This window comes from Rathayibacter sp. SD072 (assembly GCF_017355185.1).
Classification (GTDB): Bacteria; Actinomycetota; Actinomycetes; order Actinomycetales; family Microbacteriaceae; genus Rathayibacter.
In genome coordinates, this window is the sequence record NZ_JADILJ010000111.1 from 1 (window position 1) to 465 (window position 465).

The window sequence follows — 465 nt, forward strand, 5'->3', positions numbered from 1 at the left end:
TCCCAGAGCTGCTCGATGAGCTGTTCCAGACGACCGCCGGCCAGGCAGGTCGCGTGCCGGAGGTCACCGGTTGCTTCGGCACAGCCCAGAGCGGCGCTGTGGAGCGCATCGATCTTCTGGAACAGCTCGGCGGTCTGCTTCTCCGGGTCGGACAGCTCGGCCGCGATGTCGGCGCCCGACGCGGACACCGTGTCCGCTTCCGGACGTGTCCTGAAGCGGATCTTGTCCCCCCGGGGTGGGGCAAAGACACTGAGACCGCCACGCCGCACCCCGACGGCACATGTGGCGCCCACCCGGCTCTCCCCCTGCCGCGCCCCGCGCACCGCAGGCCCTCTTCGGCGCGCCTCCGCAGAACCCGTCCTGCGGATCGGCGCCCGAGCACCCGCTCCCGCCTACCCGAAAAGCCGTACCCGTGACCCTCAGACACCCTGGTCGAACCCTCGTCCGCCGACCCTCCGCCTCCGG

At 71.6% G+C, this 465-nt stretch carries 1 protein-coding gene; it reads right to left on the reverse strand.

Annotated features, from left to right (window positions below):
- Nucleotides 1–188 (reverse strand): hypothetical protein (locus IOC53_RS18665; protein ID WP_207408120.1); only part of this gene is annotated, 188 nt, incomplete at its 3' end.
- Nucleotides 189–465: the final 277 nt, after the last annotated feature.